This is a genomic window from Lentzea cavernae (assembly GCF_014653695.1).
Lineage (GTDB): Bacteria > Actinomycetota > Actinomycetes > Mycobacteriales > Pseudonocardiaceae > Lentzea > Lentzea cavernae.
This window is the reverse complement of the sequence record NZ_BNAR01000002.1, coordinates 431,639-456,311: the sequence shown is the minus strand read 5'-3', so window position 1 is coordinate 456,311 and position 24,673 is coordinate 431,639. Positions and strand designations below refer to the sequence as shown.

Sequence of the window (24,673 nt, the reverse complement as noted above, 5' to 3'; positions counted from 1 at the left end):
GCACGTTACCTACCGGTAGTAAGTTCTGGCTCATGACCCCGGACGCCTCCGCCCACATCGACGTGGCCGCTCCTTCGCAGCGGGTGTTCGAGCTGGTCAGCTCCCTGCGTGGGATGGGGGAGTGCGCCGAGGAGTACGCGAGCGGCACGTGGCTGAACGCCGCCGGTCCGCGGGTCGGCGCCCGGTTCCGCGGCATCAATCGGCGCGGCTGGCGCGTGTGGCCGACGACCTCCACGGTGACCGACTGCTCCGCGACCCGGTTCGCGTTCGAGGTGAAGTCGCTGGGGCTCGCGGTGTCGCGCTGGCAGTACGACATCGAGGAGACCGCGGACGGCTGCCGCGTCACCGAGTCGACGTGGGACCGCAGGCCCGGCTGGTACGTGCCCCTCACGCGGCTCGCGACCGGGGTGGGGAACCGCGCTGTGACGAACCAGCGCAACATCGAGGCGACGCTGCAGCGGCTGAAGCGCGCCGCCGAGTCCGTCTGACAACCGGACAGAACCGCTCACTTTTAAACACACCACCACACGCCGGTGGGCGGATGTCGGGCGGCTGTGAGCTGCAGACATCGGAGGACCGGAACTTGATCCGGTCGCGATGACCCGTTGAAAACGCTGTCATCTGCGTGGGAACGTGTCCGAGCGACGGTTGACATGCTCGTAACGTCAGCGTTCAATCCCCGTCAAATATCCTATAGGATCAAAGGTCCGAGGAGTTGGCGTGGCGAAGGTCGTGCGTGCCGAGGCGTTCCAGGTCGATGTCCCCGTGGAGACCCTGCGCACCGACGCGGTGCAGCAGTTCGTCAAGCAGGAGACCGTGTTCGTCGAGGTCACGACGGACGACGGGCTCACCGGACTCGGGTACGCCTACACGATCGGCACGGGCGGCAGCTCGGTCCTCGCCCTCCTGAAGGACCACCTGCTGCCCCGTCTGGTCGACGCCGACTCGCGGCGCATCGAGCACGTCTGGCGTGACCTGTTCGCCCACACGCGGTCCACCACGGTCGGCGCGATCACCTCGCTCGCGCTGGCCGCCGTGGACACCGCGCTCTGGGACCTGCGCTGCCTGCGAGCACAGGAACCGTTGTGGCGCATGGCAGGCGGCTACAAGCAAGAAGTCCCGCTGTACGACACCGAGGGCGGCTGGCTGCACCTGAGCACCGAGGACCTCGTCGCGGGCGCGAAGGAGACGGCCGCGCAGGGGTGGCAGGGCATCAAGATGAAGGTCGGCAAGCCCGACCTGGCCGAGGACGCCGAACGTCTCGAGGCCGTCCGGGCGGCGGTCGGCGAGCGGTTCGCGATCATGGTCGACGCCAACCAGTCCATGACGGCGGCCGAGGCGATCCGGCGCGCGGACGCGTTCCGCGGCGTCAACCTCACCTGGCTCGAGGAGCCGCTGCCGGCTGACGACCTGAGCGGGCACGAGCGTCTGGCCCGGAGCACCGGCATCCCGATCGCGGTGGGGGAGTCGCTGTACTCCGTGGCCCAGTTCCGCGAGTACCTCGAACGCGGTGCGGCCTCGATCGTCCAGGTCGACGCGGCGCGGATCGGTGGCATCACGCCGTTCCTGAAGGTCGCGCACCTCGCGGAGGCGTTCAACGCGGACGTCTGCCCGCACTTCCTGATGGAGCTGCACGTCAGCCTCGCGGCGGCGTTGCCCAACGGGAGGTTCGTCGAGCACATCCCGCAGCTGCGCGGGATCACCAAGAGCGAGATGGCAGTCCGAAGTGGACACGCTCTCGCCCCGGACGCACCAGGTCTCGGCATCGACTGGGACCGCGACGCGATGGAAGACCTCCGGGTCGCCTGAGAAACACCGCCGCACACATCACAAAGGAGTGGTCTTGAGAGCGTTAGGTGTCGTTGCTGGCCTGCTCGCGTCGCTGATCGCGGTTCCAGCAGCCCAGGCCCAAGCGCCGGTCCAGCAGCAACCGACGGCGGCCAAGGCCGAGAAGCCGTACATGGGCTGGAGCAGCTGGACGTTGCAGGCGACCAACTACCCCGGGGTCAACCCGGACGGTCCCGCGAGCTGGCTGAACGAGAAGAACGTCGTGGCACAGGCCGACGTGCTCGCGGCGAAGTACAAGAAGGCCGGGTACGACCACGTGAACGTCGACGCGGGCTGGCTCGGCTCGTTCGACGAGTACGGGCGCCCGGTGGTGGACGCCAAGAAGTTCCCGCGCGGCTTCAAGTGGCTCGGTGACTACATCCACGGCAAGGGCATGAAGTTCGGCTCGTACCTCGCGGTCGGGCTGGACCTCAAGGCGTACAACGACGGCAAGACGCCGATCCACAACGCGCCCGGCTGCACCACCAAGGACATCGTCTACCCCGACCTGCGCAAGACCAACGGGTGGGACATGGCCTACAAGATGGACTTCGCGAACCCGTGCTCGCAGAAGTACATCGACTCCATCGCGCAGGTGCTCGCGGGCTGGGGCGTCGACTTCCTCAAGCTCGACGGCGTCGGTCCCGGCAGCTTCCGCGGCGGCGAGCGCTACGACAACACCACCGACGTGAAGGCGTGGAACTCCGCGCTCAAGAGCACCGGTCGTCCGATCGAGTTCCTCATCTCGTGGGCGCTGAGCCACCGCTATGCCGACGTGTGGAAGGCCAACACCAACGGCTGGCGCGTCGACACCGACGTCGAGTGCTACTGCGACACGCTCGTCACCTGGAACCAGTCGGTGAAGCAGCGCTGGAACGACGTCGTGCAGTGGATCGACGACGCCGGCCCCGGCCACTGGAACAACCTCGACAGCCTCGCCGTCGGCAACGGCCAGATGGACGGCCTCACCGAGGCCGAGCGGCAGAGCTACATGACGTTGTGGTCGATCTCGGCCTCGCCGCTCTACATCGGCGACGACCTCACGAAGATCGACGACTTCGGCCACGAGCTGTTGACCAACAACGAGGTCATCGCCATCAACCAGGCGGGCATCCCCGCCCGGCCGGTCGACCAGCTCTCCGACCAGCAGGTCTGGTACGCCCGCAACCGCGACGGCAGCTACACCGTGGCGCTGTTCAACCTCGGCTCCAGGCCCGCGCAGGTGACGGCGGACTTCGCACGGCTCGGCATCCAGGGCAACGCCAAGGTCCGCGACGTCTGGGCGAAGAAGGACGTCGGCCAGAAGTCCGGCTCCATCACCGAGGACCTCCCGGTGCACGGCTCGAAGCTGTTCACGATCACGCCGCGCTCCTCGGTCGCGCCCGGTGTCGTGCAGGGCACCGCCGCCACGCCGGACAGCGTGTCGCTGAAGTGGTACGGCAAGACCGGCGTCCGTTACGACGTTTACGCGGGCACCAAGAAGGTCGCCACGACCACCGACACCAAGGTGACCGTCACCGGCCTCACCCCGGCGACCTCCTACGAGTTCACCGTCGTGCAGAACGGTGCCCGCTCGAAGCCCGTCACCTTCGTGACACCGCAGGAAAGCGTGACGTACGAGGCGGAGAAGGGCAGCGTCGGCGGCGGCGCGACCGTCTACGGCTGCGCGTGCTCGGGCGGCAGCAAGGTCGGTTACCTCGGCGGCAGCGGCTCTCTCACGATGCCGGCGGTCACCGTGCCGCGTGAGGGCACCTACCTCGTCGAGCTGGCCTACATCTCCGCCGACGCCAGCAGGACCGGCGTCGTCACGGTGAACGGCACGAGCTTCAAGCTGCCCGTCGCCGGGTCCAACGACGACGACTGGAACACCCCGCAGAAGGTCACCGTGCCCGTCTACCTGTTGAAGGGCGGCAACACGATCCGGATCGGCAACCCGGACGACTCCGTGTTCGACGTCGACAGCATCCGCATCTGAGACCAGGAGGCGTCGTGGTGACGACCGTGCAGGACTCAAGCGCCCAGGTCGTGCGTGGACCCGCCACCACGACGTCTCCGCCCGCACGCCGCCGCAAAGGCCCCGCTTCACGCCGCAACGACACGTGGGTCGCGTGGCTGCTCGTCACCCCCGCACTCCTCGGGTTCGGCGTGTTCTTCGCCTACCCGATGCTGCGCGGGGTCTACCTGAGCTTCACCGAGTTCCACATCCTCACCCCGCCGGTGTGGACGGGGCTCGAGAACGTCCAGGAGCTGATCGGCGACACCCGTTTCTGGCACTCCCTCGGCGTCACGGCCTACTTCGTCGTGCTGTCGGTCGTGCTCGGTGTCGGTGTCTCGCTGCTCACCGCCGTCGTGCTGCACCGCCTGGGTGTCGGCACGACGGTCCGCGGGCTGATGATCCTGCCGTTCCTCATCTCCGGCGTCGTCACGGCGCTGGTGTGGACGTGGATGCTCGACCCGCAGCTCGGCATCGTGAACCAGCTGATCACGTGGATCACCGGCGAGCCGGTCATGTTCTTCGCCTCGGACACCTGGGCGGTGCCGACGCTGGCCGCGCTCAACGTCTGGAAGACCATGGGCTACAACGCGGTCCTCATCTTCGCGGGTCTGCAGACGATCCCCGCGACGATCTACGAGGCCGGGCGGATCGACGGCGCGTCGGAGTTCCAGATGTTCCGCTCGCTGACGTTGCCGTTGCTGCGGCCGATCCTGGTGATGGTCGTGATCCTCAACGTGATCGGCTCCACCCAGATCTTCGACATCGTCCAGGTCAGCACCAAGGGCGGTCCGGCGGACGCGTCGCTGGTGCTGCAGATGTACATCTACGACAAGGCGTTCGGCCAGTTCGACTTCGGTTACGCCGCGACGATGTCGCTCGCCCTGTTCCTGATGCTCGTCGCGGTGACCTTCACGCAGATGCGGATGGCCCGTGCCGGCGAGTCCGACACCAACTGAGGGGGCGCCATGACCGTTCCGATGAGGCTCGGCAGGGGAGTCGCCTGGGGCTACCTGGTCGTCGTGCTGCTGGTCACGATCTTCCCGTTCTACTGGATCGTGCGGACCGCGCTGTCCAACAACTTCGCCATGTCGACGGACCCGTCGTCGTTGCTGCCGGTGGACTTCACGTGGGGTCCGTTCCAGCGCGCTCTCGGGCTGGCTTCTCCCGCTGAAGCAGCCGCGGAGGGTGGTTCGGGAGCCAGCATCGATCTGGCTCTCGCGTTGTGGAACTCCATTGTGTACGCGGGACTTCTGACGCTGTGCACGGTCGTGTTCTCGGCGCTGGCCGCCTACGCGTTCGCCCGCCTGCAATGGAAGGGCCGCGAGCTCGTCTTCGGCGTCCTGCTGACCGCGCTGATGGTGCCGTCGGTGTTCACGCTGCTGCCGAACTTCGTGCTGATGAAGGACCTGGGGCTGCTCAACACGTTCGGCGGCATGATCCTGCCGGGCGCGTTCTTCTCCGCGTTCAACATCTTCTTCCTGCGGCAGTTCATGCTCGGGCTCTCGAACGAGGTCGAGGAGGCCGCGATCATCGACGGCGCCGGGCCGCTGCGCGTGTGCTTCCGGATCGTGCTGCCGATGAGCGTCGCCCCGATGGCGACCCTGACGCTGCTGCAGTTCATCACCACCTGGAACGACTACTTCTGGCCGTTGCTCGTCACCAACGACGAGTCGGTCCGCCCGCTCACCCTCGCGCTCGCGGTGTTCAAGCAGTCCTCACCGCAGGCGTCGCTGGACTGGGCGGGCCTGATGGCGGCGACGCTGGTCGCGGCGCTGCCGATGTTGCTGCTGTTCGTGGTCTTCGGACGGCGGCTCGTCAACTCCATCGGCTTCACGGGGATCAAGTGAGACTGCACTGGCCGTCGGCTGCGGCGGAGTGGACCGAGGCGCTGCCCGTGGGCAACGGCCGTCTCGGCGCGATGGTGTTCGGCGGGGCCGGGCGGTCCCGCGTGCAGGTCAACGACGCGACGGTCTGGTCGGGCACCGCCGACGGGCCTTCCCGCGCGCTGGCGGACGTGCTGGCGGCAGGGGCAGGCCCGCAACGGCTCGCGCAGGTGCGGGAGGCGATCTTCGGCGGTGACCTGGAGCGCGCCACCTCGTTGCTGATGTCGTTCGAGGGCCGCTACAGCCAGACCTTCCTGCCGTACGTGGACCTGTGGATCACGTTGCCCGAAGGGGAGTCGCACGGCCGGACCCTCGACCTGGACACGGGGGTGGTCACCGAGCGGCTGACCATCGGCGGGTCGGACGTGGTGAGGCGGGTGTGGGCGTCGGAGACCGCGCTGTGCGTGGAGATCACCGGGGCGGTGCCGTCCGGGGTGGAGATCACGACGCCGTTGCGCGAGGTCTCGCGTGACGGGCTGAACCTCGTGATCGAGATCCCGGTCGACTCCGCGCCGCGGCACGAACCGCAGATCGACGCACCGGTCTACGGCTCTCGGCCGGAACGCGGCACGGTGACGGTCACGGTGCACGAGGGGGAGCGCTGGCTGCTCACGCTCACGAGTGCGACCACGACCGAGTCCTCGTGGAGCGGCAGGCGCCACGGGAACCACAGGACGTTGATGGACGCGTGCGAGGTGTGGTTCGGCGATGTCCCGGAGGTCGTCGACGTGCCGGACCTGTTGACCGGCGAGGACGAACAGCTGATTGCGTCCGTGCTGTTCGCGTACGGCCGTTACCTGCTCGTCTCGTCGTCACGGCCCGGCGCTCCGCCCGCGAACCTGCAGGGCATCTGGAACGGCGACCTGCGGCCCGCGTGGTCCTCGAACTACACGATCAACATCAACACCCAGATGAACTACTGGGCCGCCGAGGTCACCGGGCTCGCCGAGTGCCACGACCCGTTGCTGGAACTGCTGGAGAAGCTCGCGGTGACCGGCGGCGAGGTGGCGCGGTCGCTGTACGGGGCGCGGGGCTGGGTGGCGCACCACAACACCGACGCTCGGGGCTGGGCGCTGCCCGTCGGCATGGGCCACGGCGCGCCGTCGTGGGCGATCTGGCAGATGGGCGGCGCCTGGCTCGTCCAGCACGCCTGGGACCACTACGACTTCGCGCGCACCTGGTCCACTTTGGAGCGTGCATGGCCGTTGCTGCGGGGCTGCGCCGAGTTCTGCCTGGACTGGTTGGTCGAGGGTCCGGACGGCTACCTCGACACGTGTCCGTCGACGTCTCCGGAGAACTGGTTCCTCGACGACTCCGGCAAGGCGCAAGCGTTGTCGTGGTCCGTGACGATGGACGTGGTGCTGATCCGCGCCGTGTTCGAACGGACGCTGGCGCTGGCACTGGCCTCGGGTCGTGCCGACCCGGTGCTCGCGGAGATCGCGGACGCGCTGCCCCGGCTGCGCCCCGTCCCGGTGTTCGGCGGGCGGCTGGGGGAGTGGGCCGGCGACTTCGCCGAGGAGGACCCGGCGCACCGGCACATGTCGCACCTGGTGTCGGTCCACCCGCTCGGCCAGATCGTCGCCGGCACCCTGCTCGGTGACGCCGCCGTGGCGAGCGTGGACCGGCGCGGCGGCGGTGCGATGGGCTGGTCGTGGGCCTGGAAGATGGCGTTGCGCGCCCGGCTGGGCGACGGCGAGACCGTGCGGGCGCTGCTGTCGGAGGCCTCGCAGGCGTTCACCGGCGACCGGCACCGCGACGCGCCGTTCGACGGCTCGGAGTGGGGCGGCCTGCTGCCGAACCTGTTCAGCACGCACCCGCCGTTCCAGATCGACGGCAACTACGGCTTCACCGCCGCTCTGGCGGAGGTCGTGGTGCAGAGCCACACCGGCGTGATCGACGTGCTGCCCGCCCTGCCACCCGGCTGGTCGCGGGGCTCGGCACGCGGCCTGCGCTGCCGCGGCGGGCTCTCCGTGGACATCACCTGGGACGACGGCGACATCTCGGTGCGGCTGCGGCGGTTGTCGGGTGACGCCACGGAGGTCGTGCCGGTGAGCATCGGCGGAGAGGTCGCGGAGGTCGTGGTGACGGACGTCGTGGAAGTGCGGGGGAGGGTGTCGTGCTGACCGATCTGGGCCTGGACGCGTTGTGGGAGTACCGCAGCGCTCACGTGCGGCCGGACGACTTCGACTCCTTCTGGGACTCGACGCTGGCCGAGGCGCGTTCGTTCGACCTCGACGTCGAGGCGGTGCCGGTGGCCACACCGCTGCAGACGCTCGACGTGCACGACGTGTCGTTCGCGGGCTTCGGCGGCGACCGCGTGCACGCCTGGCTGCGCACTCCTCGTGGAGCGTCCGGCCTGCCCGCTGTCGTGCAGTACCACGGCTACGGCGGCAACCGCGGCAGCGCGGTCGAGAACCTGACCTGGGCCAGTGCCGGGTTCGCGCACCTGCAGGTGCAGGTGCGGGACCAGCGCGGCGGCACCGGGTTCCTGACCCGCGGCATCGCTGATCCTTCGACCTACTTCTACCGGCGCGTCTTCGCGGACGCCGTGCGCGCGGTCGACGCCGTGCGCGCTCTCGGTTCTACAGACGTCGCCGTCATCGGAAACAGCCAGGGCGGCGGAATCGCCTTGGCGGTGGCGGGTCTGGTCCCCGACCTCGCGGCCGTGCACACCCAGGCGCCGTTCCTCTGCGACATCCGCAGGGCGTTGAACGTCTGCGGCCGCCCGCCCTTCACCGAGCTCACCGCCTACATCGCCGAGAACCGGCGTTCCGACGTCTTCCGCACGCTGTCCTACTTCGACGGTGTGGGGTTCGCCGCCAGGGCCACGGCTCCGGCGTGGTTCTCGGTCGGCCTGATGGACGACATCGTGCCGCCGTCCACCGTGTTCGGCGCCTACCACGCCTATGCGGGGCCCAGGGAGATGGCCGTCTGGGAGCACAGCGCCCACGAGGCGGGCGGCTCCGACGACCTCGACATCGCACTCGACGCCTTCCGATCCCGTCTCTTGGAGAAGCCATGAAAATCACCGCCGCTGCCCTGGTAGCAGCAACAGCCCTCGTGGTCGCGGGGTGCGGGAGTTCCGACGCGGGCTCCGGCAACACCGTGAACTGGTGGACCTGGGACGACAAGCAGGCAGTCGCCTACGGCGAGTGCGAGAAGGCGTTCGAGGCCGCCAACCCCGGCACCGACGTGAAGATCACCCGCTACAACGTGGACGACTACTTCACCAAGCTCACCGCCGGTTTCGTGGCGGGCACCGCGCCGGACGCGTTCCAGAACTCCGTGCAGTTCCTCCAGGCCTACGCCTCGCAGCACCAGCTGATGCCGCTGGACGACCTCATCACCAAGTCCTCTGTGGACACGAAGAGGTACTCCGTCGGCCTGGACACGTGGAAGTTCACCGACGGCAAGCAGTACGCGCTGCCGCTCGACTGGGCCGCCTCCGCCCTCTACTACAACGCGGACATGCTGGCCAAGGCCGGCGTGCCCGAGGCCGACGTGCAGAAGCTCTCGTGGAACCCGGACGACGGCGGCACGTTCGACAAGGTCGTGGCCCGGCTCACGATCGACAAGAACGGCAAGCGCGGCGACGAACCGGGTTTCGACAAGACCCAGATCGCCACCTACGGCATCGGTGCGATGGCCGGCCGCAGCTTCATCGGCGAGACCTCGTGGGCCCCGTTCGTGAACACGCTCGGCTGGCGCCTGGGCGACAAGGACCAGTGGCCCACCAAGTTCAACTACACCGACCCTCGCTTCACCAAGACCATGAAGTGGGTGCTGTCGCTGACCGACCGCGGCTTCTCGCCGAAGCTCGGCACCTTCACCACCGGCAGCCAGTCCACGATCTCCGACGTCGACCTGATCGGCTCGGGCAAGGTCGCCATGACCATGGGCGGCTCCTGGTCGGCCCCGGGCTTCGGCAAGATCCCCGGTGTCGAGGTCGGCATCGCCCCCACCGTCCTCGGCCCCGACGGCAAGCGCTCGGTCCTGTCCAACTCGAACGGCAACAACATCTGGGCCGGCACCAAGAACCCGGACCTGACCTGGAAGTGGGTCAGCTACATGGGCGGCGAGGAGTGCCAGACGAAGGCGGGCGCCACCGGTACGTTCTTCCCGTCGATCCCCGCCGCCATGGACAACACCGTGAGCTCCATGAAGTCGCAGGGCGTCGACCTCACCGTGTTCAACCAGTACGTGAAGGACGGTGTCCTGTACCCGTCCTCGGCCTACGCCAACGGCTCGGCCGTCCAGTCGGCGGAGCAGCCCCTCTTCGAGGCCTACTTCGCGGGCCAGCGCTCCGACGACGTGTTCGCCGAGATGGAACGCGTCTCGCAGGAGATACTGGCCAAGAACTAGACGGGAGTCTCAGGAGTGGTGTTGCGGATACCGGCCAGGCGCGTGCTGGCGGACGACGTCTACGAGCAGATCCGCGCCCTGATCATGGGCGACGGCATCGCACCGGGCGCCCGCGTGAACATAGACGAACTGGCACGTCAGCTGGACGTCTCCCCGACACCGGTCAGGGAAGCCCTGGCCCGCCTCGAATCCGAGGAACTGGTCAGCAGGCTCCCGTTGCGCGGCTACAGCGTGACGGACCTGCTCAACCGCAAGCAGGTGGATGACCTCTACTCGTTGCGGCTGCTCCTCGAACCCCCCTCGGCGGCCCTGGCGGCGGCCCGCATGACCCCCGAGTTCGCCGGGCAGATCGAGGAGGAGCTCGCGACCTGCCCGGCGGCCCCCGCCGACGACGCCTACGACGACTACAAGAACCTCACCGCCCACGACCAGCGCCTGCACGAGCTGATCCTGCGGATCGCGGGCAACGAGGCCGTCCTCCAGTCGTTCGCGAAGACGCACTGCCACCTGCACCTGTTCCGGCTGAACTTCCAGCAGCCGTTCGGGGTGCAGACGATCACCGAACACCGGGCGATCGTCGACGCCCTGGTGGCGCGGGACGAGGCGGGGGCGAGTGCGGCGATGACCGCGCACCTGGAGATCGCGCGGGCCCGGCTGCTGGACCGCATGTAGTCGTTGCGTAGCCGCCCGTCTACGTAACGACTACCGACGCGAACGCCCTGTTCACGGCGCCACTCTGTCCATGTGACAACACGAACCGCGCCGACGCGCACGGCCAGGGCGGTGGTCCTGGCCTCCGCCACCCTCACGATCATGGCCGCCGCCGTCATCGCCCCGAGCCTCCCCGCGATGGGCGAGGTGTACGGCGAGGGCGTGCTGGTCAGGCTCGCCCTCACCATCACCGCGCTGGCCATCGCGGTGAGCGCGCCGCTGGCGGGCCTCGTCGCCGACAGGGCCGGCCGCAAGCCGCTCCTGACCGCGAGCCTCGTCGTCTACGCCCTCGCGGGCACGGCGGGCTACTTCGTCACCAGCCTGCCCGTCCTGCTCGTCACCAGAACGGTGCTGGGTCTCGCGGTGGGCGGCGTCATGACCGCCGTCAGCGCCCTGATCACGGACTGGTTCGAGGGCCCCGACCGCACGCGGTTCCTGGGGCTGCAGCAGGCGGCCGCGAGCCTGGGCGGAGTCGTCTTCCTCCCGCTGGCGGGCGTGCTGGCGGGGATCGACTGGCGGCTCCCGTTCTGGCTCTACAGCGTCGCGGCCCTGATGGCGCTGGCGGCGGCGACCGGACTGACCGCCGAACGCCCCGAGACGGGCACACGAGAGCCGGCGAGGTTCCCGCGCAAGGCGTTCGGCACGTACCTGCTGGCCCTGATCGCCACTCTCGTCTTCTACATGGCCCCGACGCAGCTCCCGTTCCTGCTGCGCGACCTCGGCGCGAGCCCGGCGGTCGTCGGGTTCGTGATCGCGGGCAGCACGCTGACCAGCGTTGCGGGAGCCCTTTTGTTCCCCCGGCTCAGGTCCAGCAGGACCACCGCCGTCAGCGTCGTCCTGCTGGGCGTCGGCTGGCTGGTCATCGGCGCGGGGAACGGCCTCGCGCTCATCACCGCGGGACTGCTCGTCGGCGGCTTCGGGGTGGGACTGGTCGTCCCGAACCTCAACACCGCGCTCGCGAACCTCGCGAGTCCCGAGCAACGCGGCCGGGTGCTCAGCGGCCTGGTCGCGGGCATCTTCCTCGGCCAGTTCCTGTCACCGCTGGCCCTCGCACCCCTGATCCACGTCACGGGCATCGCGCAGGCGTTCGTCTGGACCGGCGTCGCCACCACCATCGCAGGGGCGGCACTCGCCCTGGGAAACAAGGAGAACTGACATGATCTACCACGGCAACCGCTTCACCCTGCGCGAGGACGCCTCACCTGAGCAGGTCGAGGAAGCGCTGGAGAGCCTGCGCAACCAGGGACGCGTGATCCCGTCCGTCAAGTCCTTCGTGGTCGGTCGCGACTTCGGCGGCGAGTACGAGTGGGGCGCCACGTTCGTCATCGAGGACCTCGACGGCTACTGGGAGTACCTGACCCACCCGGCGCACCGCAACACCGACCGGGTCGGCCTGCCGCTCGTGGACAAGTTCGCGTCGTTCGACATCACCGACGACGAGGACCCCGGGATCGGCACGAAGATCGCCGCACTGCACCAGAAGCGCTACGACGGCGACCCCGAGCTCACGCAGCTCGTGTCGGACCTCGGCGAGTACACGGGCAGCGCCGCCCCCGGCCAGCACGGGGGCAAGTGATGAGCGTCCTCGTGAAGACCTGGCTCGACTTCTGGAACGGCGACCTGGCCCAGGCCGACGTCATCGTCCACGAGGACTTCGGGTGGCACGTGGCGCCGCTGACCGGCGGGCCGTCGCAGGACCACAGCGGACGTCAGCAGCTCGTGGAGTGGGTGAAGAGCTCCCACGAGAACATGCCAGGGCTCAGGTTCACCATCGACGTCGGGCCGATCGAGCAGGACCCGTTCCACGTGGTCCGCTGGTTCGCCGAGGCCGGGGAGATCTCCTTCCACGGCACGGACATCCTCCGCGTCGAGGACGGCAGGATCATCGAGTACTGGCTCAACGCGGACGGGCTGTGGGCGGCTCAGCAGCTCGGCATCATGCCGAGGAGCTGAACAGGTCCGCCAGCTGACGGCGTGAGTTGATGCCCACCTTGCGGTAGATGTTCCGCAGGTGGGCATCAACCGTGCGGGGACTCAGGAACAGCCGCGCGGCGACCTCCTTGGACGTCGCGCCGGTCGCGACCAGCCGGGCGATGTGCGTCTCCTGCATGGTCAGCTCGTCGGTGGCCCTGGCGGAACGGCTCCGCGCGACCTCACCGGTGGCCTGCAGCTCCAGCGCCGCCCGAGCGGCGAAGGCCTCCATCCCGATGGACGACAACAGGTCGTGCGCGAGACGGAGTTGCACGCGGGCGTCGACGCGGCGGCCGGCTCGCCGCAACCATTCGCCGTACAGCAGATGCGCCCGCGCGAGATAGGGCTTGGCGGAACTGGTCTCCAGCAACTCCACCGCCGTGACGAACGACGACTCCTCGCCCGTGACCAGGGCTTGCGAGCAGGCCGCGACACCGCCGGCCCACGCCGTCCCGCACGGCGAGGTCCGGGAGACCAGGTCCTCCAACGCCTCCGAGGCCGCGGCGGTCTCACCGCAGCGCATCGCCGCCTCGATCAACTCGGGCAGCGCGATCCCGGCGAGGTAGAGGTCGCCCGGCGCGACCGCCTCCCGTGCGGCGGCCAGCGCCACCCGGTAGTCGCCGAGGCCGTTGTGCAGCACCGCGGACGCCCAGTGCGTGTTCGCGACCAGCAGGCCGGCCTCCCGCAGCGAGTGCCCGGTCTCGGCCAGCACCTCCTGCGCCCGACCGCGGAACGCGGCCAGGTGCAGCCGCGAGTAGCGCAGCGGCGGCACCCCCACCGCGTCGGCGACGGCCTCCTCCTCCGCGATCGCGGACATCGCCGTGCCGAACTCGCCGGTGAGCACCGCCTGCGTCGCCACCTGCGCGAGCCCGAGGCGGAGCACGAACGGCGATCCGGACCGCTGGCCGGTCTTCACCAGCCAGCTCGTCACCGACGAGTGCACGCCGATGTCCCACAGCTCGCCCGCGAGCACCGTCGCCAGCGCGGGATGCCTCGTCCACGCCAGGTCGTCGCCGGAGAACACCTGGCGCAGCAGGGGAACGGCCGCCGCGTGCCCCTCGTCGGCGAGGAGCACCAACGCTTCCAGCACGTCCGAGCCGCGGTCGAGCGAACGGGCCTCGCGCACGACGGCCTCCACGACGCCGCTGGGGCGTCCGAAGGCGAGCGCGATCTCCAGCGCGTCCAGCACGCAGTCCCGAGCGGCGGCACCGGTCATCCGGCGAGCGGCCCGCAGCACGAACGACGGCCCCGCGTTGTCCTTGTCGCGGGCGAAGGCGATCCGCCCGCGCAGCAGGTCCGCCTGCGGGTCGTCGGCGGAGAACGTCGTGAGCAGCTCGGCGGCGACGTCGACCGCGCCCGCGTCGAGCTTGGCCCGCGCCGCGGCCAGGGTGCGCCCGGCCCGCAGTCCGGGGTCGACCGACAACGCCGCCGCGCGCTCCAGGAACGCCGCCGCAGCAGCGACTCCGCCCCGTGCGCTGGCGCGTTCGGCAGAGCGCTCCAGCTCGGCCGCCAGGGAGTCGTCCGGCCCGGTGCCGGCCTGCGCGCGGTGCCACACCCGCCGGTCCGGGTCCGTGGAGGGGTCGGTGGCGGCGGCCAGCGCGAGGTGCACGGCCTGGCGTTGTGCGGGAGACGCGGCCAGGTAGACCGCCGACCGGGCGAGGGGGTGGCAGAACCGCACCCGCGTGGAGATGCTGACGAGCCCGGACGCCTCGGCCTCCACCCCGGCGGACGCCACGTCGATGCCGAGCTCCGATGCCGCCGCCCACAGCAGTCCCGGCTCCCCGGTCGGATCGGCGCCGGCCGCGGTCAGCAGCAATCGGGCGTGCGCGGGCAACCGCTCCCAGCGCTCCTGGAAGCTGCGCTCGATCCGGCTCGGCACGGACGTCACGTCCGGCAGAGCGAACCCGCCCGCCTTCGGCAGTTCCAGCAGCGCCAGCGGGTTGCCGCGGGCCTCGGCGAGCAACCGCTCCCGCACCTTGTCGTCCACCACCGCGACCGGCCCGGACGACAGCAGGGCGCGTGCCTCGGCGTCGGCCAGGCCCCGCAGTTCCAGGCCGGGCAGCTCGTCCAGCCGCGACCGCGCCCACGGCTGCCGCGCGGCGAACACGAGCACCACCGGTTCGGAGGCCAGCCGCCGCCCGAGGAACCCGAACACCCGCGCCGACTCCTCGTCGAGCCAGTGGGCGTCGTCCAGCAGGCACAGCACCGGGCCCCGGCCGCCGAGCAGGTCCAGCGCGGCCATGCCGACGCGCAGCACGTCCGGCGTTCCGCCCGCCAGGCCGAACGCGACGTCGAGCGCCTCCCGGTGGTGCCCGGTCAGCGAGCCGAGCAGCGGCAGGCACAGCTGGTGCAGGGCCGCGAAGGGGAGTTCGGTCTCGAACTCGGACCCGGACGCCTCCAGCACGCGGAACCCGGACGCGGACTCCCGCACGTGAGCGAGCAGCGCGCTCTTGCCCATGCCCGCCTCACCGCGCAGCACCAGCGCTCCGCCACGCCCGTCGCGGGCGGCGGTGAGCATCCCGGACAGACACCGGATCTCGTCGTCGCGTCCCAGGAGCGGCGGTGCTGTGAGCGCGTCCATGACCTGAACCGTAGGCGACGGCGGCCCCGGTCTCAGAGTCCCAGTGAGACGGAGGCGGGAGAACTGGCTTCGCGTGCCCTGGCCTCGAGTTCCGCGACCGGCAGCACCGCCTCGGAGGACACGAGCACGACGTGCCCCGGGCCCGTTCCCGCCAGCAGCCCGAGATCGGCGATCACGAGGGGAACCCCGGACCGCTCGGTGATCGCGTCGGCCAGGCGGGTGGTGAGCGCCAGGCCGGGCCGGTCGAGAACGTTCACGACGAGCGTCCGGGACCCGGTCAACGCGTCGGACACGTGCCGGTGGAACTCCGCGCCCGCGAACTCCTCGGGCATGGCGCCGACCGCGGACGCGTCCACGACGACCAGGTCGAGATCACGCGCGGTGCGAACGGTGTCGAGCCCGTTCTCGACGCGCACGGTGATCCCGGTGGGGAAGGGGAGGTGCGCGTGGACCAGGTCGACCATGGCGCCGTCGACGTCGACGAGCAGCTGGTCGGAACCGCGGCGGACGTGCTGGACGTAGCGCGGCAGACTGCCCGCGGCACCACCGATGTGCAGCGCGTTCACCGCGCCCGGCGGCAGCGCGTCGACCACGTCCGCGATCCTGCGCGTCACGCCGAACGGCAGGTTCGCGGGGTCGAGGAGATCCACATAGGACTGCGGTGTGCCGTCGATGCTGATCAGCCGTGCTTCGCGGCGGTCGCGGTCCTGCTCGACGTCGGCCATCCCGAAGCGCACGCGGCGTCGATCGACGGTCTCGAATCGCATGGTGACCATGATGGCCGCCAAGACGCCGGAGCGGTGGGCGAACGGGTGCATCCGCTGGAGCGTTCGGACCGCGCGCGGCAGGACCGCCACCCGCCGTGGTGCCGCGGTGCCGCACGGCTGCTCCGTGCGGGTGTGGCCGGTCACACCGCGTTTCTCCCACACCCCGGCGGGGTATCCGCGCGCCATGAGCATCGAGCCCGGCATCGACTTCGAGATCGACTTCGACGATTCCGCCGCGCGCGAGGTGCGGCACTACGTGAGTGACGTCGTCACAGGCCTGGGGCTGAGGGGTGACAGCTCGATGGTCGAGATGGAACCGCGGGCCGCGGCCTACGTGGCGCTCGACGGGCGGCTGCCCGACTTCCCCGACCACTACGTGGCGCTCGTCTGGAACGAGCTGACCGGGTGGGCGGTGGCCGTCGAGGACCGCCTCGGCGAGCTCGTGGAGATCGCCCGGCTCGCCGGTGACCCGCGGCCCGCTCCTGCCGCCGTGGTCGGCTGGGTGTCGGGGCTGCTGCACGAGGAGCAGGGGCGGGCGAATCGTGACTTCGCCGCGTTCGTGCCGCAGCAGCGCGCCGTCCTCTCCTAGCCGCCGACCAGGTTCTATCGCAACGCCACCGGTTTGCCGGTGGCGTTTTCGTTTGCGGCGGTTTCTCACGGGTAGCTCGGAGTCCAGCACAAGACTACGAGCTGAGGAGTCAGCCGTGACCGAGAATCAGACGGGCGGAATGCGCACGGCGGCCCTAGAAGAGGGCACCGACGTCGCGCAGCACGCCAAGGAAGCGGCGGGGCAGGTCGGGTCCACAGTGAAGGACCAGGCCGCCGCCGTGACGCACGAGACCGCGAACCAGGCCCGCCAGGTCGTCCAGGACGTGCGGCACCGCGTTGCCGGGGAAGCGGAAGAGCAGGCCACGCGGGTGTCGAAGCAGCTCGGCCGCATCGCCGACGAGCTGGGACAGATGGCGGGCAGCGCCGCGCCGGACTCGATGTCGGCGGGAGCGATCCAGAGCGTGGCGGACACGAGCAGGCAGGCCGCCAGGTTCCTCGACGAACGAGGCGCCCAGGGGCTGCTCGACTCGGCGCGGGACTACGCCCGGCGCAAGCCCGGCACGTTCCTGCTGGGCGCCGCCGTGGCGGGGTTCCTGGTGGGCAGGATCGCCAAGGGCGCGTCCGGCGGGAGCCCGGCGCGGAGCGGGCCGCAGAGTTCGCCGCAGGGCGGCGGTTTCGTGCCCGTGGCGGCAGAACGTCCTGATGTCGCACCGGAGTACGGCACCCCGGAATACGGCACCCCGGAGTACGGGACGCCCGAGTACGGCACCCCGGAGTACGGCACGCCGGGTTACGGCACCCCGGGTTACGGCACGCCGGGTTACGTCGCGCCGACGACGCCGACCACGACGCCCGTCGTCCCACCGGCGGGGGTGCCGCATGTCGGTCCCTGAGGTGCCACCGTCGCGAATGGACACTTCGGGTGAGTCGCTCGGCGACCTCGTCAGCGAGCTGACCGGTGACCTGTCGAAGTTGATGAGGCAGGAGCTGGAGCTCGCCAAGGCCGAGATCCGGCAGGAGGCCACGAAGGCGGGCAAGGCCACGGGCATGCTCGCGGCCGCCGGGTTCGCCGGCTACCTCACCACGGTGCTGCTCAGCTTCGCCCTGGTGTTCGCGCTCGGCGCGGTCATGCCGCTGGGCTGGGCGGCCCTGATCGTCGCCGCCCTCTGGGGCATCGCGGGCGCCGTCCTCTACACGAGCGGCAGGTCCAAGCTGCGCACCGTCAACCCGAAACCCGAACTCACCGTCGAAACCTTGAAGGAGGACGCGGAATGGGCGAAACACCCGACCAAATAAGGCGTGAGATCGAAGTGACCCGCGCGGAACTGCGGGCCGACGCCAACCGGCTGGTCGACCACACGAGTCCCAAGGCCATCGCGTCCCGGAAGGTTCGCGGTGTGCGGCAGGGCCTGGTGTCGATGAGGGAGCGAGTGATGGGAACCGCCACGCAGGCCACCTCGTCCGTGCAGGGACAGGCACAGGGCGCCGGGCAGGCCGTCAGTGATCGCGCGCAGCAGGCGGGGCACGCCGTCGCCGAACGGGCGGAGCAGGCCGCGCACGCGGTGCAGGAAGCGCCCCGCCAGGTGGCGCGGCAGACGCAGGGCAGCCCTCTCGCGGCCGGCCTGATCGCGTTCGGCGGCGGCCTGTTGCTGGCGGCCGTCCTTCCCCGCACCGACGCCGAGCAGCAGGCCGTCCAGCAGCTGTCGGACAGCTTCTCCGACGTGCTGGAGCCGGCGAAGGAGGCCGTGACCGAGTCGGCGCAGCACCTCAAGGAGGGCGTGCAGTCCTCGGTGAGCGACGCCGCCGGTGAGGTCAAGCAGGTCGCCACCGAGGCGGCGCAGACCACGGCCGAGCACACGAAGGAGGCGGCGCAGGACGTCGGCGGGCACGCCCGCGAGTCCGGGCAGCGCGTCTCGGGGCAGTGACGGGGTCCCTGCACTTCGTGGGGAACGCCACGACGGTGCTCCGGCTCGGGCCGTTCACGCTGCTGACCGATCCCAACTTCCTCCACAGAGGACAGTGGACGCACATCGGTCAGGGTGTCGTGACGAAACGCCTCACCGATCCGGCGATCGAGATCGCCGATCTGCCCGAGCTGGACGCCGTCGTGCTGTCCCACCTGCACGGCGACCACTTCGACCGGGTGGCGAGCCGTGAACTGGCCCGCGACCTTCCCCTGTTCACCACCCCGCACGCCGCCAGGAGGTTGTCCCGCAAGGGGTTCACCGAGACGGCGCCGTTGCGGACGTGGGAGACCGTCGTGTTGTCGCGCGGTGCGGCGAAGCTGACGATCACCTCGCTGCCGGGCAGGCACGCGCTGGGAGCGCTGGGCCGCCTGCTGCCTCCCGTCATGGGCACCATGCTCGAGTACCGGGAGGCGGCGGGCGTGCCCCCGTTCCGCGTCTACCTCAGCGGCGACACCCTGGTGCACCCGGCGCTGCGGCAGATCCGCGAACGGTTCGACGGCATCGACCTCGCTGTGCTGCACCTCGGCGGCACCAAGGTGCTCGGCGTGCTGCTCACCATGGACGGCAGGCAGGGCACCGACCTGATGGAGCTCCTGGCGCCGCGCACCACCGTCCCCGTGCACTACGAGGAGTACGGGGTCATGAAGTCACCGCTGTCCGACTTCACCGCCGAGGTCTCGCGCCGGGGCGCGGGGCTGGACGTCCAGGTGGTGGCGCGCGGCGGCACGCTGCAGTTCGACCGAGAGAGGAAGGCGCTGTGACCGAGCCGGAGCACGACAAGATCGAACGCGGTGCGGCGGAGGAGAACAGCGGTGCGCCGCTGACGCCGACCGAGGAGGAAGTGTCGAAGCGGCCGAGCGACCCGGACGAGACGGGTGCGGGGCTCGACGGTGGCGGACGTTACGGCGACGGAGGCTGATCGCCGTGCCGATTCCCGTGCAGGACCTCGAGCAGTTGCTCCGGTCCACCAAGCCGGAGGCGGCACTCGTGCTCGTCGAGGGCCGCTACGTCGTGGCCGACCACGACGAGCTCGCCACCGACGCCCTGCGGGGCGCGTTGTCGGTGGTGACCAGGCAGGAGCTGCTGGACCGCGTCGGCGAGCACCCGGCCGGCCGGGAGCTGGAAGAGGCCGCCGCCACGCTCAGTTCCGCGGTGGACAACCGGGGCGGCTGAGGAATTCCGCCCCCGGGTGGTTTGCCGTGCGCGAAGCGCGGGTAGCCCGTCGCGCGTCAAGCAGTCGGCGCGCCACGTCCCCGGCTGTTCAGAAGGCGGCAACCCCATGCTCTCCAGCGCACTCGACCGAGCGATCTGCGACGCCCTCGCACTCCTGCGCGTCACGGCGGGAGGCGACTCCGAGGAGCAGACCGAACAGGCCCGCAAGCGCCTGGCGAAGGCCGTGATGGACGCTCCTGACGCCCCGCAGCGGGCGCTGATGCACATCGCGGCCGCGGACGAGCACCTCGAGTACGGCGAGTTGATGGAGGCGCGCACGCTGCTGACCGCAGCGCGCGCGTTCATCCCCGGCCGGCGGGCGGCGGTGCCCGCCCGCGCGTGACGGTGGTGCGTGGTCGCGCGCGGCGGTGGTGCGCGCCCGCGCGTGACGGTGGTGTCTGGTCGCGCGTGACGGTGGTGCTTGCCCGCGCGTGAGGGCGGTGCCTGCTCGCGCGTGACGGTGGCGCCTGGGCACGCGTGGTGGTACCTGGTCGCGCGTGGTGGTGGTGCGCCTGTGCATGGCGGTGGTGCGTGCTCGTGCGTGAGGGTGGTGCCTGCTTGCGCATGATGGTGGTGCCTGCCCATGCGTGGCAGTGGTGCCTGCTTGCGTGTGAGGGCGGTGTCCGCGCGTGACGGTGGTGACTGCCCGTGCGGCACGGTGGGCCTGCCCGCGCGCACGCTGCTGACCCAGCGCGCACGCTGTTGACCCCAGCGCGCACGCTGTTGACCCCAGCGCGCACGCTGTTGACCCCAGCGCGCACGCTGCTGACCGCAGCGCGCGCGTTCATCCCCGGCCGCCGGGCACCGCCGCCCACCCGCGCGTGACGGCCTACTGGTCCATGCCGCCCTCGTCGTGAGGCTCGGACTCGTCGCGTCCCCGGTGCGGGCCACCGGGGTTCTCGTCGGCGAACGTCGGCCTCGTGTGCTCGCCGCCGATGTCGGCGTCCTCGAGTTCGCTCTCCGCGGTCACGCGGTCGGGCTCCGGTGTCGTCACAGCCATTCCTCCTGCCATGCGTGGTGGGTGTCGTAGGCGCGCGCGAGCAGCCCCAGCAACGCCTCGTCGTCGCTGTTCTCGACCTCGGCGCGCAGCAGGCCGAGCTTCTCGGGGAACGGCACCGGGTCCTGCCCGGACTGGGTCGGACCGGGCAGCAGGAGCAGCCCGGAGCCGTCGTCGGACCGCGTCACGCGCAGCCTGCCGCGGCCCTCTGCCTCGTCGAGCAACGGCAGTTCGCCCGCGGCCGCGCGCTGCTCGTCCTCGGCCAGCCGGTCGAGGACGAAACGGCGGAGTTCGTCGGTGTTCATGGGACAGGGGTATCCGCTCCGCGGCGGGGTACGCCTCGGGCAGCCGCCCTCCGGAAGAAGGAGCTCCCCATGCGCAGCCGTGTTCGTGCCGCGGGTCACGCGATCCACCCGATCCTCATCGTCTTCCCGCTCGGTCTGCTGACCACCTCGGTCGCCTTCGACGTGCTGCACCTGATCACCGACAGGGTGAGCTTCGCGTTCACCGCCGCCCACCTGATCGCCGCGGGACTGCTGATGGGTGTCGTCACCGCGGTCACCGGCTGGCTCGACTGGTGGCTCGTCGTCCCGCAGGGCACGCGCGCCCGGCGGATCGGGCTGCTGCACGGCCTCGCGAACGCGGTGGTGCTGGTGCTGTTCGCGATCAGCTGGGCGATGCGACTGTCCGAACAGGACTGGGTCCCGCAGTGGCCCGCGCTCGTCGCGGCCTGGCTGGGCCTGCTGGTCAGCGGTGCGGGCGGCTGGCTCGGCGGTGAGCTCGTCGAACGGCTCGGCATCAGCGTCGAGGAGGGCGCGCACCCGGACGCCTCCAGCTCACTGAGCGGATCGGGTCTTGCGGGCCGCTAGCCTCCTGCCGTAGCGCTGTGCCAGGCGGACGATCGCGGTCGACGCGGGTGCGACCACCACGTCGAGCACCCGGCTGACGGGAGCGAACGAACCCAGACGCGCGATCTCCCACCATCGCGGCACTGCGACGGTGCGGGACGTCCGCGCGGTCAGGCACTTCTCGACCGCGCGGGCCACCTTCGCGGGGTCCGAGCCGGCCGACAGCGTGCGCGGCGCGGAACGTTCGGACGGCCTGCCGCCGAGATCGCGCGCGAGCCACCCCGTGCGGATCGGACCGGGGCAGACCGCGTGGACCTTCACCCCGCGCGGCACCTCCCGCCGCAACCCGACCGCGAGCCCCAGCACACCCGCCTTCGTGGCCGAGTACAACGACAACGGCGGAATCGGCACCCACGCGCCGATCGACGACATCATCACCACGTGCCCGCCGCGGGGACCGAACTGCTGCAGCACCAGCCGCGACAGCTCCGCGACCGCGGTGAAGTTGACCGCGACGAGACTCCGCACCTGTTCGGCGAGCTTGCCCACCCGGCCCTGGCCCGCGTTGTTCACCAGCGCGTCGATCCGGCCGAACCGCTCGACGACGGCACGCACCAGCAGCAGCCGTTCGATCGGATCCGTTACGTCACAACACGTTCCCCACACACCGGGCATCTCGCGCAACGCGCCGTCGAGCCGCTCGCGGTCACGGCCGCAGATGGCGACCTGGGCGCCGAGCCCGGCGAGCCGCCGGGCGGTGATCCGCCCGATGCCCGCCGTGCCACCGGTCACCAGAACGACGAGACCTTCGACGGATCGCATGATCACCTCGCGCGCAGGAGTGTGACGTACAGGGTCAGTCCGGGGCCGAACGCCATCGCCACCACCGGGTCGCCCGGTCGCAGCGCCGGGCCGCGCAGCAGTTCGTCGAGGACCATCAGCACGGTCGCCGACGAGCAGTTGCCGTTCTCCCGCAACACGTGCCGGGACGGTTCGAGTGCTTCCGCCGGCAGCCCGAGCTCGTGCCCGACGGTGTCGACGATGCGCGGCCCACCGGGGTGCACCGCCCACCCGCGCACGTCCGGCACGGTGAGGTCGTGCTCGGCCAGCAGGCGTTCGACGGCGTGCCGCACGTGTTTGCCGAGCACCTCGGGCACGTGCGGGGACAACGTCATCCGGAACCCGTGGTCGGTCACCGTCCAGGTCATGTGGTCCGCGGTCGACGGGTCGGTGACGGCACTGGTGGCGACGACCTCCAGCCTGCCCTCGTCCGGCTGGACGACGAGCGCGGTGGCGGCATCACCGAACAGCGCGTGCGAGACGATCTGCTGAACGTCCGTTGTGGACGGCTGGACGTGCAAAGACGTGAGCTCCAGGCACAGCAGCACCGCGGGCTTGCGGTGGACCGAGACGTAGTCGGCGACGGTCGCGAGCGCCGGTAGTGCGGCGTAACAGCCCATGTGCCCGATCTGCAACCGCTGCGCGTCAGGAGCCAGTCCCAGCGACGCGGCCAGTTGCACGTCCAGGCCCGGTGCGGTGTACCCGGTGCAGGACACGACGGTGAGCTGCCCGACGTCGGCGGGATGGAGCCCGGCGCGCTCCAGGGCGGTGGTCACGGCCTTGCGCCCCAACGGCTCCGCCGCCGCGTTGTAGAACAGCATCCGCTCGCCGGTGGTGCTCGCCGAGACGTCGAGGTCCAGCGGGCTGACCACGGCGTGCCTGCGCCGCACGCCGGCCGAGGCGAAGATCCGCTCGGCGACCCTGCTGCCGTCCAGCAGCTCGCGGAAGTGCAGGTCCCACAACGTGTTCTGCTCGACGGCGGGCGGCAGCGCGGTGCCGATGGCGGCGATGTGCGCGGTCACCAGCGAGCCATCTCGTCCGGGTTGTCGCCCAAGGCGCCGGCACCGAGCCAGTCGGCGCACACGTCCGAAGTGGCCGGTTGCAGCGCACCACACCGCGCGTCGCGGTAGAGCCGTTCCAGCGGGTGGCCGCGGCGCGTGGCGGACGCACCCGCCGCCTCCAGCACGGAGAACGCGACCTGGGCGGCCGTGTCACCGGCGATGAGCTTCGCCCGCCACACCCAGCGGTTCGTCTCCGGGCTGCCGGGGTCGTCGGTCACCAGCTGTGCCGCCCTCCTCACCACCAGTTCCGCCGCGGCGACCTGGACGTCGGCGCGACCCAGCCGGGCACGGACCATCGGGAGGGTGTGCAGTCCGCGCTCGCGCAGGTGTTCCGCACCGTGCTTCAGCACGGCCTGGGCCACGCCGACGTACACGGCGGCGTAGGAGGCGACGAGCCATTGGGGCATCACCTGGGCCAGCAGCAGAGCGGCGCCCTCGATGCCGCCCACCAGCGCGTCGGGCGTCACCTCCACGTCGAGGTGCACGTCGTGGCTCGCGGTGGCGCGCATGCCGAGCGAGTCCCACGTGGGCCGCACGTCGACGCCCGGTCCGGCCGGCACGAGGAAGTAGGACACCTTCGGTTCCTCGCTGGTGCCGTCCCTGGCGGCGACGAGGTAGGCGTCGGCGTGGCCCGCGCCGGAGACGAACGTCTTGGCGCCGGTGATGCGGTAGCCCGAATCCGTGCGCTCGTAGGAGGTCTTCACCTTCGACAACCGCGACCCCGTCCCGCGTTCGCTCATCGCCACGGCGTACAGCGATCCGCGGGCCGCGTCCGCGAGCACCTGGTCGCGGGAGGCGAAGAAGCTCTCCGGAGCGCCGAACTGCCGCACGAGGTCGTCCGGTGTGTGGGCGAGCGCGCCGGTCACGGAGGCGTGCATGTTGAAGATCAGTGCGGTGGCACCCGCGCCGCTGCCCAGCTTCATCGCCACGTCGGTGTACTCGGCGAACGTGGCCCCCGCGCCACCGAGACGGCGCGGCACCATCAGGCCGAGCAGGCCGTGCTCGCGCAGGTCGGCGAAGTCCTCCTCGGGGAACTCGCCGGACACGTCGTACTTCGGCGCCCGGCCGGACATCCGGCCGGCCAGGGAGTGGAGGTCCAAA

Annotated in this window: 28 protein-coding genes; 21 read left to right on the top strand and 7 right to left on the bottom strand. The window is 70.6% G+C overall.

Features of this window, described 5'->3' with window-relative positions; all coding sequences use genetic code 11:
* Positions 1 to 32: 32 nt before the first annotated feature.
* From IE307_RS08060 to IE307_RS08005, 12 genes are all read left to right on the top strand, one after another.
* A complete protein-coding gene (locus tag IE307_RS08060) occupies positions 33 to 488 on the top strand; it encodes an SRPBCC family protein (RefSeq protein ID WP_191297200.1) in 456 nt (151 codons plus the stop codon).
* A gap of 232 nt (positions 489 to 720) precedes the next feature.
* On the top strand, positions 721 to 1,809 hold the full coding sequence (locus IE307_RS08055) for a mandelate racemase/muconate lactonizing enzyme family protein (protein WP_191297198.1): 1,089 nt from the start codon (positions 721 to 723) through the stop codon (positions 1,807 to 1,809).
* A 34-nt stretch (positions 1,810 to 1,843) separates the two neighbouring features.
* A complete protein-coding gene (locus IE307_RS08050) occupies positions 1,844 to 3,802 on the top strand; it encodes an alpha-galactosidase D (RefSeq protein WP_229904512.1) in 1,959 nt (652 codons plus the stop codon).
* A 14-nt stretch (positions 3,803 to 3,816) separates the two neighbouring features.
* Entirely contained in the window at positions 3,817 to 4,779 is a 963-nt protein-coding gene (locus IE307_RS08045; protein ID WP_229904511.1) for a carbohydrate ABC transporter permease, read from the top strand.
* A gap of 9 nt (positions 4,780 to 4,788) precedes the next feature.
* Entirely contained in the window at positions 4,789 to 5,670 is an 882-nt protein-coding gene (locus IE307_RS08040) for a carbohydrate ABC transporter permease (protein WP_191297196.1), read from the top strand.
* Positions 5,667 to 7,829 carry a glycosyl hydrolase family 95 catalytic domain-containing protein gene (locus tag IE307_RS08035; protein ID WP_191297194.1) on the top strand — a complete coding sequence of 721 codons (2,163 nt, stop codon included), beginning with the start codon at positions 5,667 to 5,669 and terminating at the stop codon, positions 7,827 to 7,829. Before IE307_RS08040 ends, IE307_RS08035 begins: the two co-directional genes overlap by 4 nt.
* The gene (locus IE307_RS08030) at positions 7,823 to 8,728 is read left to right on the top strand and encodes an acetylxylan esterase (RefSeq protein WP_191297193.1); all 906 of its coding nucleotides are present in this window, start codon (positions 7,823 to 7,825) and stop codon (positions 8,726 to 8,728) included. The genes IE307_RS08035 and IE307_RS08030 overlap by 7 nt, the downstream gene beginning before the upstream one ends.
* Positions 8,725 to 10,068, top strand: coding sequence for an ABC transporter substrate-binding protein (locus IE307_RS08025; protein ID WP_191297191.1), 1,344 nt, complete (start codon positions 8,725 to 8,727; stop codon positions 10,066 to 10,068). The genes IE307_RS08030 and IE307_RS08025 overlap by 4 nt, the downstream gene beginning before the upstream one ends.
* Before the next feature lie 21 nt (positions 10,069 to 10,089).
* The gene (locus IE307_RS08020; protein ID WP_191297189.1) at positions 10,090 to 10,740 is read left to right on the top strand and encodes a GntR family transcriptional regulator; all 651 of its coding nucleotides are present in this window, start codon (positions 10,090 to 10,092) and stop codon (positions 10,738 to 10,740) included.
* A 72-nt stretch (positions 10,741 to 10,812) separates the two neighbouring features.
* Positions 10,813 to 11,934 (top strand): MFS transporter, encoded by a 1,122-nt coding sequence (locus IE307_RS08015; RefSeq protein WP_191297187.1) that lies wholly within the window; start codon positions 10,813 to 10,815, stop codon positions 11,932 to 11,934.
* Between the two features lies 1 nt (position 11,935).
* Positions 11,936 to 12,355, top strand: a complete 420-nt coding sequence (locus IE307_RS08010) for a Dabb family protein (protein WP_191297185.1) — start codon at positions 11,936 to 11,938, stop codon at positions 12,353 to 12,355.
* Positions 12,355 to 12,732 carry an ester cyclase gene (locus IE307_RS08005; RefSeq protein WP_191297183.1) on the top strand — a complete coding sequence of 126 codons (378 nt, stop codon included), beginning with the start codon at positions 12,355 to 12,357 and terminating at the stop codon, positions 12,730 to 12,732. Before IE307_RS08010 ends, IE307_RS08005 begins: the two co-directional genes overlap by 1 nt.
* Here the strand turns inward: IE307_RS08005 and IE307_RS08000 are convergent.
* Both IE307_RS08000 and IE307_RS07995 read right to left on the bottom strand, forming a co-directional pair.
* Positions 12,716 to 15,331 carry an AAA family ATPase gene (locus IE307_RS08000; protein ID WP_191297182.1) on the bottom strand — a complete coding sequence of 872 codons (2,616 nt, stop codon included), beginning with the start codon at positions 15,329 to 15,331 and terminating at the stop codon, positions 12,716 to 12,718. The genes IE307_RS08005 and IE307_RS08000 overlap by 17 nt on opposite strands.
* Before the next feature lie 32 nt (positions 15,332 to 15,363).
* A complete protein-coding gene (locus tag IE307_RS07995) occupies positions 15,364 to 16,098 on the bottom strand; it encodes a spermidine synthase (protein ID WP_191297180.1) in 735 nt (244 codons plus the stop codon).
* A 10-nt stretch (positions 16,099 to 16,108) separates the two neighbouring features.
* Between IE307_RS07995 and IE307_RS07990 the strand changes: the two genes are divergently transcribed.
* The 8 genes from IE307_RS07990 (at position 16,109) to IE307_RS07955 (ending at position 20,169) form a co-directional block, all read left to right on the top strand.
* Positions 16,109 to 16,687: a DUF6292 family protein gene (locus tag IE307_RS07990; RefSeq protein ID WP_191297178.1), complete on the top strand. Its 579-nt coding sequence runs from the start codon at positions 16,109 to 16,111 to the stop codon at positions 16,685 to 16,687.
* Positions 16,688 to 16,802: 115 nt separating this feature from the next.
* A complete protein-coding gene (locus IE307_RS07985; protein ID WP_191297176.1) occupies positions 16,803 to 17,540 on the top strand; it encodes a hypothetical protein in 738 nt (245 codons plus the stop codon).
* A gap of 16 nt (positions 17,541 to 17,556) precedes the next feature.
* Positions 17,557 to 17,943: a phage holin family protein gene (locus IE307_RS07980; protein WP_229904510.1), complete on the top strand. Its 387-nt coding sequence runs from the start codon at positions 17,557 to 17,559 to the stop codon at positions 17,941 to 17,943.
* Entirely contained in the window at positions 17,919 to 18,572 is a 654-nt protein-coding gene (locus tag IE307_RS07975) for a DUF3618 domain-containing protein (RefSeq protein WP_191297172.1), read from the top strand. Before IE307_RS07980 ends, IE307_RS07975 begins: the two co-directional genes overlap by 25 nt.
* 17 nt (positions 18,573 to 18,589) lie before the next feature.
* Complete coding sequence (locus IE307_RS07970) at positions 18,590 to 19,375, top strand: MBL fold metallo-hydrolase (protein WP_229904509.1); 786 nt, start codon at positions 18,590 to 18,592, stop codon at positions 19,373 to 19,375.
* Positions 19,372 to 19,533 carry a hypothetical protein gene (locus IE307_RS07965; protein ID WP_191297168.1) on the top strand — a complete coding sequence of 54 codons (162 nt, stop codon included), beginning with the start codon at positions 19,372 to 19,374 and terminating at the stop codon, positions 19,531 to 19,533. The genes IE307_RS07970 and IE307_RS07965 overlap by 4 nt, the downstream gene beginning before the upstream one ends.
* 5 nt (positions 19,534 to 19,538) lie before the next feature.
* Positions 19,539 to 19,787, top strand: a complete 249-nt coding sequence (locus IE307_RS07960) for a hypothetical protein (protein WP_229904508.1) — start codon at positions 19,539 to 19,541, stop codon at positions 19,785 to 19,787.
* A gap of 106 nt (positions 19,788 to 19,893) precedes the next feature.
* Positions 19,894 to 20,169 carry a hypothetical protein gene (locus IE307_RS07955; RefSeq protein ID WP_191297166.1) on the top strand — a complete coding sequence of 92 codons (276 nt, stop codon included), beginning with the start codon at positions 19,894 to 19,896 and terminating at the stop codon, positions 20,167 to 20,169.
* Between the two features lie 486 nt (positions 20,170 to 20,655).
* On the opposite strand, the gene IE307_RS07950 is transcribed toward IE307_RS07955, so the two are convergent.
* Both IE307_RS07950 and IE307_RS07945 read right to left on the bottom strand, forming a co-directional pair.
* Positions 20,656 to 20,820, bottom strand: coding sequence for a hypothetical protein (locus tag IE307_RS07950; protein WP_191297164.1), 165 nt, complete (start codon positions 20,818 to 20,820; stop codon positions 20,656 to 20,658).
* Positions 20,817 to 21,128, bottom strand: a complete 312-nt coding sequence (locus IE307_RS07945) for a hypothetical protein (protein WP_191297162.1) — start codon at positions 21,126 to 21,128, stop codon at positions 20,817 to 20,819. Before IE307_RS07945 ends, IE307_RS07950 begins: the two co-directional genes overlap by 4 nt.
* A 69-nt stretch (positions 21,129 to 21,197) precedes the next feature.
* On the opposite strand from IE307_RS07945, the gene IE307_RS07940 reads away from it, so the two are divergent.
* Positions 21,198 to 21,692 (top strand): DUF2231 domain-containing protein, encoded by a 495-nt coding sequence (locus IE307_RS07940; protein WP_191297160.1) that lies wholly within the window; start codon positions 21,198 to 21,200, stop codon positions 21,690 to 21,692.
* Here IE307_RS07940 and IE307_RS07935 read toward each other — a convergent pair.
* The 3 genes from IE307_RS07935 to IE307_RS07925 are packed head-to-tail and all read right to left on the bottom strand — an operon-like array spanning position 21,660 to position 24,672.
* Positions 21,660 to 22,493 (bottom strand): SDR family NAD(P)-dependent oxidoreductase, encoded by an 834-nt coding sequence (locus IE307_RS07935; protein ID WP_191297158.1) that lies wholly within the window; start codon positions 22,491 to 22,493, stop codon positions 21,660 to 21,662. The two genes, IE307_RS07940 and IE307_RS07935, sit on opposite strands and share 33 nt — an antisense overlap.
* A 2-nt stretch (positions 22,494 to 22,495) precedes the next feature.
* Entirely contained in the window at positions 22,496 to 23,533 is a 1,038-nt protein-coding gene (locus IE307_RS07930; RefSeq protein ID WP_191297156.1) for a type III polyketide synthase, read from the bottom strand.
* Positions 23,530 to 24,672, bottom strand: coding sequence for an acyl-CoA dehydrogenase family protein (locus IE307_RS07925; protein ID WP_229904507.1), 1,143 nt, complete (start codon positions 24,670 to 24,672; stop codon positions 23,530 to 23,532). The genes IE307_RS07930 and IE307_RS07925 overlap by 4 nt, the downstream gene beginning before the upstream one ends.
* Position 24,673: the final 1 nt, after the last annotated feature.

Coding starts and splice junctions, on each gene's coding strand:
- IE307_RS08060 (WP_191297200.1), top strand. CDS start 33: ATGACCCCGGACGCCTCCGCCCACATCGACGTGGCCGCTCCTTCGCAG.
- IE307_RS08040 (WP_191297196.1), top strand. CDS start 4,789: ATGACCGTTCCGATGAGGCTCGGCAGGGGAGTCGCCTGGGGCTACCTG.
- IE307_RS08025 (WP_191297191.1), top strand. CDS start 8,725: ATGAAAATCACCGCCGCTGCCCTGGTAGCAGCAACAGCCCTCGTGGTC.
- IE307_RS08010 (WP_191297185.1), top strand. CDS start 11,936: ATGATCTACCACGGCAACCGCTTCACCCTGCGCGAGGACGCCTCACCT.
- IE307_RS08005 (WP_191297183.1), top strand. CDS start 12,355: ATGAGCGTCCTCGTGAAGACCTGGCTCGACTTCTGGAACGGCGACCTG.
- IE307_RS08000 (WP_191297182.1), bottom strand. CDS start 15,331: ATGGACGCGCTCACAGCACCGCCGCTCCTGGGACGCGACGACGAGATC.
- IE307_RS07995 (WP_191297180.1), bottom strand. CDS start 16,098: ATGCGATTCGAGACCGTCGATCGACGCCGCGTGCGCTTCGGGATGGCC.
- IE307_RS07990 (WP_191297178.1), top strand. CDS start 16,109: ATGGCCGCCAAGACGCCGGAGCGGTGGGCGAACGGGTGCATCCGCTGG.
- IE307_RS07980 (WP_229904510.1), top strand. CDS start 17,557: ATGGACACTTCGGGTGAGTCGCTCGGCGACCTCGTCAGCGAGCTGACC.
- IE307_RS07975 (WP_191297172.1), top strand. CDS start 17,919: ATGGGCGAAACACCCGACCAAATAAGGCGTGAGATCGAAGTGACCCGC.
- IE307_RS07955 (WP_191297166.1), top strand. CDS start 19,894: ATGCTCTCCAGCGCACTCGACCGAGCGATCTGCGACGCCCTCGCACTC.
- IE307_RS07945 (WP_191297162.1), bottom strand. CDS start 21,128: ATGAACACCGACGAACTCCGCCGTTTCGTCCTCGACCGGCTGGCCGAG.
- IE307_RS07940 (WP_191297160.1), top strand. CDS start 21,198: ATGCGCAGCCGTGTTCGTGCCGCGGGTCACGCGATCCACCCGATCCTC.
- IE307_RS07935 (WP_191297158.1), bottom strand. CDS start 22,493: ATGCGATCCGTCGAAGGTCTCGTCGTTCTGGTGACCGGTGGCACGGCG.